The sequence below is a fragment of the Paenibacillus sp. PL91 genome, assembly GCF_012935325.2.
GTDB lineage: Bacteria > Bacillota > Bacilli > Paenibacillales > Paenibacillaceae > Pristimantibacillus.
In genome coordinates this window covers 173,886-184,723 of record NZ_JABBYG020000008.1, presented here as the reverse complement: position 1 = coordinate 184,723, position 10,838 = coordinate 173,886, and the positions used below count along the sequence as shown (strand labels likewise).

Below are 10,838 nucleotides of genomic sequence, written 5' to 3'. Positions count from 1 at the left end.
AAAAATTGTAATCAGAACATCATTGTGAAATTAAGTTCTAGTAAACATGCACATTTGTTCGCAGGCGACAATAAAAATCCCCTTTCTCCAATACATGCATGACATCCATAAACAGATTATTTGCATTAATGAAGGAAAGGGGGATTATAGCTTTGGGCCCAAAAGCTTTTGGAGTCGCCATTTGTTAATGTGATGTAAACTTACATTAAATATATTGAAGAGTATACAGTGGAACGATTTTCCTGTCAATTGGTAGAATGTAATGGATAAATAGGCATAAAACCCTATGCAATATAACAAAAAGTGCCATATACATGACATTATTCGTCACGCACACGGCACTTAAGTTTTATAACAAGATCATGATTTTTTGGACATGCTCACCGGTTCCGCAGAAGCTTTCTCGCCCTTTTGGAGCTGATACATTTTGTAATATCTGCCGCCAAGCGCCATCAACGCATCATGATTGCCCCGTTCGACAATTTCTCCGCGGTGCAAGACGAGAATTTGGTCTGCTTCACGAATAGTGGACAACCTATGCGCGATAACTAGCGTAGTCCGCCCTTGACTGACTACCCGCAGCGCTTGCTGAATTAGCCCCTCGGTCTCGCTGTCTATGCTCGCTGTCGCCTCATCCAAAATAAGAATCGATGGATCGAAAGCTAGCGCTCTAGCGAAGGAAATTAGCTGACGTTGTCCAGAGGACAACGTGCTCCCGCGTTCGACTACCAGCTCATCATAGCCATTCGGCAGCTGCTCGATGAATGGCGCGGCGCCAACATCCTTCAGTACGCTTTTGACACGATCGATGGAAATATCCTTATTGTAAAGGCTGACGTTGAATTTAATATCGCCGGCAAATAAATACGGATCCTGCAGCACGATCCCCATATGCTTGCGCAGCGCTTGCTTCGAGTATCCCGAAATATCGCGCCCATCAATCGATATAACCCCTTGATCCGGCTCATAAAAGCCCAGCAATAGGTTCATAATCGAGCTCTTCCCCGAACCGGTATGGCCTACCAGGGCGACTGTCTCACCCTTGCGCACTTCAAACGAAATTTGCTTCAGCACGTTTTCGCCCTCTTTGTACGCGAAGGTTACTTGATCGAATTTCACGACGCCCTCAGGCCGCTTCACCGCCGCAACCTCCTCGACCTCCATGCCTTCCATATCGAGTATCGCAAACACCTTCTCGGCCGATACGAATGCTCGCTGCGCATTCGTCAGCTGATCGAAAATACCGATAATCGGCTGAAAGATGCGTCCCAAGTAGTCGATAAAGGCGTAGAACACCCCGAACATAATGGACGTTTCCAGCGATGCACGGCCAAAATACCAAATAACCAGCGCCGTTACTAGGCTGCCAATCGTACCAACAATGTTCCGCGAGGACAAAGAGAACACTCTAAACTGCTTAATTTGATTGACGTAACGATCCTCGTTCAGCACCTCGAACTCATCCAGCGTCACCTTCTCGCGGCGAAACGCTTGAATAATTGGCATAACGACAATCGATTCATTGATCATCGCATTCATATCGCTAAGCCTTGCCCGCATGATCGTAATGTAGCGCTTTGAATACTTCAAATGGATGACCATAATGAGCGCAAAAAGCGGTGGCAGGAGCAAGCAGAACAGCGCCAGCCGCACATCCAAAATAAACAGCGCCGTAAATATCCCGATCAACTGCACGAAGCTCACAACAAAAGTCGCCATGAAGCTCATGAACAAATCCCGCACAGCCTCCGTGTCATTCGCTATTCGCGATACAATTTGACCGATGGGCGTATTGTCAAAATAGCGCAGCGGAATCCGCTGGATATGGCGCATTAAATCCATGCGCATGTTTTTGATAATTTGCAGCGCCGTCGATTGCAAAATATACGATTGCGAGAAATTGCCGATGCTCGCAACGAGCAGCAATCCCATATAAAGCGCAAGCAGCCAGAGAACAGGCGCCAAATCACTGCCTTCGACGGACAAATGCTTATCAATGATTGTTTTTATAATAAAAGGTCCGCCAAGCTCAGCGCCTACCGCGCAGCAAAGAATAAGCAGCGCGCCGATAATTCTGAATTTATAGACGAGAGCATATTGGAATAGTCTTCTCGCCGTGGATTGCTTTGGCATGCAACAGCCTCCTTATTCTTCCAAGCTTGCTTCCATTTGCTGCCGTTCCCACTGTTCCTTATACCAGCCTCCGAACAGCATCAGCTCCTCATGCGTGCCTTCCTCGACAATTCTGCCTTCATTCAGCACGATGATCCAGTCCGCATGACTAACGGCTGATAGACGATGGGTGTTGATGAAAGTCGTTTTCCCCTCGCGCTCTAAGCGGATGTGATGAAGGATCCGGCTCTCGGTCCGCGCATCAACCGCCGACAGCGAATCATCCAGCAGCAATATTTCGGAATCGACGAGCAGCGCCCGCGCTATCGCCAAACGCTGCTTCTGGCCGCCCGAGAGCATGACGCCATTTTCGCCAACGATGGTCTCGAGTCCCTCAGGCATCATTGCAATATCCTCCGTAAAAGAGGCCATTTCGACCGCGCGCGCAATTTCTTCATGCGTCGCATTTGGTTTGCCAAGCGCGATATTTTCTCTAATCGTTTTGGATAGCAGCAGATGCTCCTGCGGCACATATGCAATCCAGCGTCGCATTTGGTCAATGGCGATTCGCTCAACCGGCACGCCCGCTATGTATAGCTGTTCCTGATCCAGCGGATATTGGCGAAGAAGCTGCTTCAGCAGTGTGCTCTTCCCGCTCCCAGTCTTGCCTACAATGCCAAGCGTCTGGCCTCGCTCAAGCTTGAAGGATACCTTTTCCAAGCTAGGATGGCTGGCTGTTGGGTAAGTAAAAGTTAGCTGCTTCATCTCAATGCTTGAAGGCACTGCGATTGCGACCGGCTTGTCCGTGTCCTTTAGGTCCGGCTTTTGCGTGAGCGCCGTATCCAAGCGATCAGCCGATGCGCTTCCGCGCTGCAGGACATTAATGAACTCACCGAAGGAGATCATCGGCCATATAAGCATGCCTAAATAAATATTGAACGAAATGAGCTGTCCGAGTGAAATTTCTTCTTGAAAAACGAGATAAGAGCCGTAGCCAATACCAATCGAATAGCTCACACCAACAATCAACGAAATGATCGGCTGGAACAATGCATTTAGAATCGATACCCGTTTGTTTTTGAGCATAACATCCGAGGTCACCTTATCGAATGCCGTGAGATCATCGTTTTCCTGCACGTACGAGCGAATAACGCGAATGCCGGAGATCGATTCCAGCGCATGATCGTTCATTTTGCCAAAGGAAGCCTGTGCATCGAGAAACCTTGTCCTTACTTTTTTGCCAAGCTTGCTAATCACGACCGCCAGCAAGGGGAGCGGGATGAGAGCAGCAATCATTAATTTATAGCTTACGAGCGAAACCATCATAATAACGACAACCGAAGCGCCAACAAGCGTATTGACGAGAGTCATGACGCCGTAGCCTGCCGTTTGTCCGATTGCCAATATATCATTTGTTGCGAGCGCCATTAGCTGCCCCGTGCTGTTGCGCTGAAAGAAAGCAGGCGTCATCCGCGTCAAATTCGCAAGCAGCCGGCCTCTCAGCACCTTCTCGACAAGCGCCGAATTGCCGAACAACGTCGTAATCCAAATATAAACCATGACGTAGAGCAGCAGCGAAAGTCCAATAAGCAGCAGCACGGTCTGCGACAAGCCCGCAGATGTAAGCTGCCCTTCACGTATATGATCGACCGTTTTCCCAATGAGATTGGGCGGTACCGTAGACAGCAGGCTGACAATTGCCATGATGCTAACGGCTAATAGATAACTCCCCCATCGATCCTTAAAAAACCATCGCAACCGATTTACAAAAGACATCATATCCCCCTTTTCCTGTTGCCGTTCATTGTTTACTTAAGATAAAACCTATCATGATGTTCAATAAGGAAGCTCCCGACCTTCTAAATGCGCCTTTAAGTTTTTAAGCGACATGGTGTAGCCTTCCTCCGTCGGCCTAGCCTGTTCTCGCGATTCATAGCCCGATTCTGTTAAAACGAGTCTGGTACCGCCGTCTTCCTCTTCGAGAAGAAACGTAGTAACCATCGGTTCTCCCACAAAATCCAGCTCCCAACGAAGAGCAAAACGACGCTTCGGATCAATCGCCTCTATCGTTGCCTGCAGCGTGATAACCTCCGTCCCGGCATGATAGGAATTGGGAGAGTGATGGAAGTAAATTGCCGCTCCCGCCTCTAGCTTCGGAATATCCCAGGGCGAGCCGGGAGCGTACCATACAGATAGCTGCTCCGCTTCCGTTACCGCAAGCCACACTTGCTCCCGAGAAGCATTTACCAAAATGGGACATTCGACTGTTATATGTTCCATATCTCGTTATCCCCTTCGTGTCGCATGAACTTTCTCTCACCTAATGCACTTTCTTTAAGTCACGCTTCTCTAGCCTACACTAGTGAGCTGCTCTTTTGAAGTAATTGGTTAATTCAAATTTTTTTTCATTAAAACGGAAATCAATAAGGATGATTCTCATGGCCTCTCACCCTCGAGCTTTAATTTGAAATGTCACAATATCCTTATATTACCACGACAAAGTTTTACCTACCAAACTTAAATTTCGAGTCTTCTTACCTTGTGCAAAATAACAATTTGTTCTTTATAACGAATGTGATATGATCAGTTTAACGCTCAGCTTTGAAGCGCTTTTCATTAACGATCATACCTGGGGTGACACGTGTATGGGCAATGCCATTAGTGTAATCGTACCTATTTTTAATGCTGAAAAATGGTTGCTCCGATGCGTAAACCGCATCCTTAATCAGCCCTTCCGGGATATAGAAGTGCTGCTTGTTAATGACGGCTCCACGGACCGCAGCGGCGCCATCTGCGATGAGCTCGCTTTAGTAGACGCTAGAATAAAAGTTATTCATAAATCGAACAGCGGAACGAGCAACACTAAAAACGTCGGCATCATGGCATCAAGCGGCAAATACATCGCTTTTCTCGATGCTGACGATGAAATTGATGAATTATTTTTCGTTAAGCTTTACGCTACAGCGGAGGAGCATGATTGTGAAGTCGTAATCAGCGGATATGAGACAGTTCCGACTGGTCTCCGCATTTCTCCGCAGTACAGGCTCCATTCGCTTTTAAACGGGAAGGACCTTATTTTAAGTGCAGCAGCAGTCCATTCCGACAACGACTTATGCTTTGCCTGGCGAAGCTTATTTCTTCGGGAATCGCTCGAAAGAAATGTCGTTAAATTCCACGAGGGATTGACGATTGGGGAGGATACCATCTTTCATCTGGAAGCGCTGCTTGCTGCTGAGCGCGCCTACGCGCTGCCGGATACGTTATATTTTTACACCGTCAACAATCTGGACAGCTTAATGAGCTCTCCCTATAAGCCTTATCTGGAGAAGAGCTTGATTTTGCAATATGAGTTAAGGAAGCGGATTTCCGAGGAGTTCGGTTTGTATGCCCATAGTCATTTTAAGAGGGATATGGCAGCCTATCATATCGGGTCCATCCTTAGCATGCTGATTAGAAATTTCAAGAACAGTCCTATGCCTGTAACGAAAGCAGATCTCATTCGAATTCTAAATCTCGAGATGATTACGAACAGCACAAGTGTATTGGGTTACCGGTATAAATGCAGCAGCTTGAAGGAGTATCTCTACTATTTGTCGATCAAATTCAAGCTCGCAGCCGTACTCTACAACTGGGAATTTAATACGCCGCTCATCACCTCTCTCCTGCCCTTCCGGATAACTGAAAAAAGCAAGCCCGTCAACGATCGGACCATTCGATAAAGGAATAGTAACGGAGTTTTAAAAAACAATCCGCGAATTAACCACGCAGGAAGGAACAGACCGCAATCAGCAAGATTGGACGTTTTTCGAAGCTAACTTTCTTGCGCGGGGATTCAGGCGTAAAGCGTTGCTCCTATATTTTCTCAGCAGTACTGATGGATGTAGCTGCGATTAAGCGTCTGAAAATCATATTAACTGGAAAAACTCCCGTTATGTCAAGCAATTATGGGCGAAAACGAACGTTAAAATGATTTTCTCCCGTTAATTTTATGTTTTTGACCTGCTTTGGGTAAAATCGCTCCGATTAACGGGAGATTTTCCTGCTAATTGGTCTATCTCCCTCCTCAGCGGAAAAATAGATGGAGAATTTCCTGTTATTTCTACCAAACAGCAATAATTCAAGGATTCTGCCGTGTTCATGATTCTCACTAGGTATGCCAAACGAGCCTTAGAAGCGATTCTAAGGCTCGTTTTCTTTGTTTATATTTAGTTCAGAAAAAGCTGGCATTACTGGGTGATCTCTCCCTGCCTCTCGCCGTTACGTCGTGCGACAAGGCAGCGCCGTTTCGCTCCGCATGGCATTATGCCATTTGCGATAAAGCTCCCATGGGGTGCCATTATCGAGCAGATCCTTGCAAATATATAGCCCTTCCTCAATGGAGTCAACCTTCTCTGCCAATTGCAATCTCACGGCCGCATTAAGCAGCACTTGATTGACGAATGCGATATGGCCGCGTCCTTGCAGAACCGATTCCGATACGCGCAACTGCTCAGCCGGCGTCCAATCGATTTCCGGCACCGCCGTTTCCAAGCCATAGGTGTCCGGGTCGATGATATTCAAATGCGAATCACCGTTTTTTACGTAATAGATGCGGGTTGGCCTCTCAATGAACAAATCCTCGGAGCCCTCCGTCCCCTGTACGATGAGTGCTTTTTTGTATTCCAAGTTGCTGGCGAGCTTCGCCATTCGCTCAAACACCGTATTGTGAAAAACCCCGAAAATCAAATAAGGGGAATGGGCGTAATCAATGAGCTTCTCGGCCGTATTCAGCACGGTCCGCATACCCAGCTCAATACGAATGGATCGCAGCGCCTTAAGAGGCGGACACCATTCCTCCGCAGGAACGTACAGCACACCGGTATCCGCAGCCGCTTGAACGATCTGTTCGCTCGATAAGCGCTCAGCATCAATGCCGGCTTCCTTCAACAAATCATGCAGCGTTATCCCCCATTTTGGAGGCAAGGATTCCGCTGAGTGCAGCGTAACGGGAAGGCCGGCAGCCGCAAGCAGAAACGCAGTAGGGAATGTGGCGTAAAATGATTTTTTCCGACCGTCATAGGGTCCTGCGCAATCGAGTCCTTGTTGCATAGGAACGCGAAGGGCATGCTTGCGACAAACCGTTACAAAAGCCTCAATTTCTTCAACGCTTTCCATCTTTATTCGTTCAGCGATAAAAAAAGCGCCGATTTGAGCTGGAGTCGCCTTTAATTCCAAAATCGCATCGGCCGCTTGCAACGCCTCATCATACCCAAGGTCACGCGCTCCTCTTTTTCCACGGCCGACTTCCTTTAACAGGTTGATCATCATCGCAACGCCCCTTTATTTTTGATCCTGAAGGATTTGGTATACCTTTACAATCGATGTCGCAACGTCAACCATACGCTTGCGTTCGTTCATCGCCTGCTTCCGCAGCACGTCATAGGCTTCCGCTTCGGAAATGTTTTTGATTTTGCACAAAATCCCCTTTGCCATATCAATCCACTTCCGCTCCTCAAGCCGTCCTTCCAGCTGCTTGCGCTCGTTCATCCATTGCAGCCTCTCGAAGCATTGCTTAGATCCAAAATGCAGCGCCCAGTGAAGTTCTTGCTCGCTCATCGAAGGGGTTAGTACGCCATCCACAGGCACGTCGTCCTCGCAAAATGCGGCTGACAAGGATGCAGTCGCAGCACTGCACCACCATAGCATCGGCACGGTTTTATGCTTCAAGAGCTTCGTTCCCCATTGCTTCACTTCATTAAGAGGCAAGTGAAAAATAACGGCGTCTGCGCTGCCCATTTGCAGCACAGCCTTATTCTCGTCTCCTGCTCGAAGGACATGATACCCATAGGTCTCGAGCAAAAACCTTGGTGTATGCTTTTTGGAAAGCTGATCCGATTGAGGGTCCGCCACCGGTACCTCGTTTGCCGCACGTTGATCGATCACCAACAATGAACGCATGTAGAAGTGCCCCCTCCTATTCGACTTCATTTCATTTGTTAACTATGCACAAGTCGATGTCTTTGTGATTATATATAACATACAAATCATGAAATTGTCACCACCCAAGTTTTTTCACCCATTTGATGTTAAGTATCTTGACATAGACTCTAAACTCATTGTATATTTACGATAACAAACACATATCATTCGCGAATACAACGATGTATTCGTTTGGAGCGGCAAAGAAGCCTGCTTTCGTTTTCAAGGGAGACGTACGTTTTCTCTTGGATCGAAAGCAGGCTTTTAATATTTTCGCTTAGACAGAGATTGAGAGGAGAGAAATACAATGAATACAACGAAAAAGAAACTAGTCCTTATCGGCAACGGCATGGCGGGGGTTCGAGCGATCGAGCATCTATTGAAGCTTTCACCAGATAGCTATGATATTACAATCTTCGGCGCTGAGCCGCATCCCAACTATAATCGGATTATGCTTTCTTCCGTCCTTGCAGGCGGCGCAGATATGCAAGAAATCGTCATTAACGATTGGGATTGGTACAAAGAAAATAACATCACCCTTCACACCGGCCACAAGGTAACCAAAATTGATACGGACCGCAAAAAGGTGATCTCCCATCAAGGCATAGAAGTTGACTATGATTCGATCATTGTGGCAACTGGCTCCAATCCATTTATGCTGCCGCTTCCCGGCGCAGACAAGGAAGGCGTTATCGCCTTCCGCGACATTCATGATTGTGAAGTGATGATTGATGCATCCAAAAAATATAAGAAAGCAGTCGTCATCGGCGGCGGCTTGCTCGGTCTCGAAGCCGCTCGCGGCCTTCTCCATCTCGGCATGGAAGTCAACGTCGTCCATATTCACAGCTACCTGATGGAGAGGCAATTAGACGAAGCAGCATCCAAAATGCTGCAACGCGAGCTGGAAGCGCAAGGCATGCAATTTTTATTAAAAAAAAGCACAGCTTCCATTAAAGGCAAACGCCGCGCTTCCGGGCTCGCCTTCACGGATGGCACCGAGGTAGACGGCGATTTGGTCGTGATGGCTGTCGGCATTAAGCCGAACATAGAGCTTGCTAAGGCAACTGGCCTCGAAGTGAACCGCGGCATCGTCATCGATGATTTCATGCAAACAAGCGTGCCTGGCATTTATGCTGTCGGCGAATGCGCAGAGCATCGCGGAATTGCATACGGCCTCGTGGCTCCGCTGTATGAACAAGGCGCAGTGCTAGCTAAGCATCTAGCTGGTGTGGAAACGGCTGGCTATGCAGGGTCCGTTACCTCTACCAAGCTTAAAGTATCTGGCGTCGACGTATTCTCTGCAGGCCATTTCGTTGAATCGCCAACCACTCGCGCATTGAAGATCCAAGACGATTTGGCAGGCACGTACAAAAAAATCGTCATTCAGGATGGCAAGCTGATTGGCGCAGTATTATTCGGCGACACCTCAGACGGCGCAGAATTGTTCGCTTCTATTAAGAAAGGCGAATCGGTAGAAGGCCGCGAGAAGGAACTTCTGCTTGGCATTTCGTCCGATATGCTTGGCAAAAACTCCGGCGGCAACAGGCTAGAGGCGATGGCCGATGATGAAATCATCTGCGGCTGCAACGGCGTATCAAAGGAAACGATTGGCGATGCGATTACGAACAAGGGCTGTAATACGGTTGGCGCAATCAAATCCTGCACGAAGGCTTCCGCTTCCTGCGGCGGCTGTAAGCCGCTAGTTGAAGGACTGCTTCAATTATATGCCGGCGATGCGGTAGGCGAACCGGTCAAGGAAGGCATTTGCGGCTGCACGACGCTTAACCGGGATGAGATCGTCGCAGAAATAACAAGGATGAATCTTAATTCCACCAAGGAAGTTATGAACGTACTTGGCTGGCATAATCCTGAGGGCTGCTCAAAATGCCGCCCGGCGCTTAACTATTACCTTGGCATGATCAATCCGGAGGAATACGTTGACGAGAACGAATCGCGGATTACCAATGAACGCTACCATGCCAACATTCAGAAGGACGGCACATACTCCGTCGTTCCGCGTATTTACGGCGGCGTAACCTCCCCAGCCGACTTAAAAAAAATTGCCGAGGTCGCCGAGAAATTCGACGTTCCGATGGTTAAATTTACTGGCGGCCAACGGCTCGACTTGCTCGGCGTCAAGAAAGAGGATCTTCCGAAAATTTGGGAAGAGCTTGATATGCCATCCGGCCACGCCTACGGAAAAACGCTGCGTACGGTAAAAACATGCGTCGGATCAACCTTCTGCCGCTTCGGCACACAGGATGCGATTGGCATGGGCATCAAATTGGAAAAAGCGTTCGAGCGTTTAAATACGCCAGCTAAAGTTAAGCTTGCCGTGTCCGGTTGTCCGCGAAATTGCGCGGAAGCAACCATTAAAGATTTTGGCGTAGTCGCCATAGATGGAGGCTGGGAGCTTCACGTTGGCGGCAACGGTGGAGTAAAGGTTCGCGCAACAGACCTGCTCTGCATCGTCAAAACCGAGGATGAAGTGATGGAATGGTCCTCCGCCTACTTGCAGCTTTATCGCGAAAATGCGCAGTGGAATGAGCGTACTGCACAGTGGATCGAGCGCGTTGGACTCGATTATGTAAAAAATGCGCTGCAAAACCCTGAAGATCGCCTTGCGCTGAAGTCGCGCATCGAGAAAACGCTCAGCTTAACGACAGATCCTTGGAAGCAAATTGTTGAAACAGATGAGCTTCGCAAAAATTTCAAGCAATTATCCGCCCCTGAGACGGTGCAATCATAACATTTAAGGAGGAGTACTC

Annotated in this window: 7 protein-coding genes; 2 read left to right on the top strand and 5 right to left on the bottom strand. The window is 48.1% G+C overall.

Annotated features, from left to right (window positions below):
* Positions 1 to 360 precede the first annotated feature (360 nt).
* The 3 genes from HI950_RS19510 to HI950_RS19500 are packed head-to-tail and all read right to left on the bottom strand — an operon-like array spanning position 361 to position 4,392.
* Positions 361 to 2,133 (bottom strand): ABC transporter ATP-binding protein, encoded by a 1,773-nt coding sequence (locus tag HI950_RS19510; protein ID WP_169087875.1) that lies wholly within the window; start codon positions 2,131 to 2,133, stop codon positions 361 to 363.
* Between the two features lie 12 nt (positions 2,134 to 2,145).
* Positions 2,146 to 3,888 (bottom strand): ABC transporter ATP-binding protein, encoded by a 1,743-nt coding sequence (locus HI950_RS19505; protein ID WP_187768133.1) that lies wholly within the window; start codon positions 3,886 to 3,888, stop codon positions 2,146 to 2,148.
* Positions 3,889 to 3,948: 60 nt separating this feature from the next.
* Positions 3,949 to 4,392 carry an SRPBCC domain-containing protein gene (locus HI950_RS19500; RefSeq protein WP_169087872.1) on the bottom strand — a complete coding sequence of 148 codons (444 nt, stop codon included), beginning with the start codon at positions 4,390 to 4,392 and terminating at the stop codon, positions 3,949 to 3,951.
* A gap of 365 nt (positions 4,393 to 4,757) precedes the next feature.
* On the opposite strand from HI950_RS19500, the gene HI950_RS19495 reads away from it, so the two are divergent.
* On the top strand, positions 4,758 to 5,831 hold the full coding sequence (locus HI950_RS19495; RefSeq protein ID WP_169087871.1) for a glycosyltransferase family 2 protein: 1,074 nt from the start codon (positions 4,758 to 4,760) through the stop codon (positions 5,829 to 5,831).
* 538 nt (positions 5,832 to 6,369) lie between these two features.
* Here HI950_RS19495 and HI950_RS19490 read toward each other — a convergent pair.
* Both HI950_RS19490 and HI950_RS19485 read right to left on the bottom strand, forming a co-directional pair.
* Entirely contained in the window at positions 6,370 to 7,416 is a 1,047-nt protein-coding gene (locus tag HI950_RS19490; protein ID WP_169088117.1) for an anthranilate phosphoribosyltransferase, read from the bottom strand.
* Between the two features lie 15 nt (positions 7,417 to 7,431).
* Positions 7,432 to 8,049, bottom strand: coding sequence for an ANTAR domain-containing response regulator (locus HI950_RS19485; RefSeq protein ID WP_169087870.1), 618 nt, complete (start codon positions 8,047 to 8,049; stop codon positions 7,432 to 7,434).
* Between the two features lie 328 nt (positions 8,050 to 8,377).
* Between HI950_RS19485 and nirB the strand changes: the two genes are divergently transcribed.
* Positions 8,378 to 10,819 (top strand): nitrite reductase large subunit NirB, encoded by a 2,442-nt coding sequence (gene nirB / locus HI950_RS19480; protein WP_169087869.1) that lies wholly within the window; start codon positions 8,378 to 8,380, stop codon positions 10,817 to 10,819.
* Positions 10,820 to 10,838 lie beyond the last annotated feature (19 nt).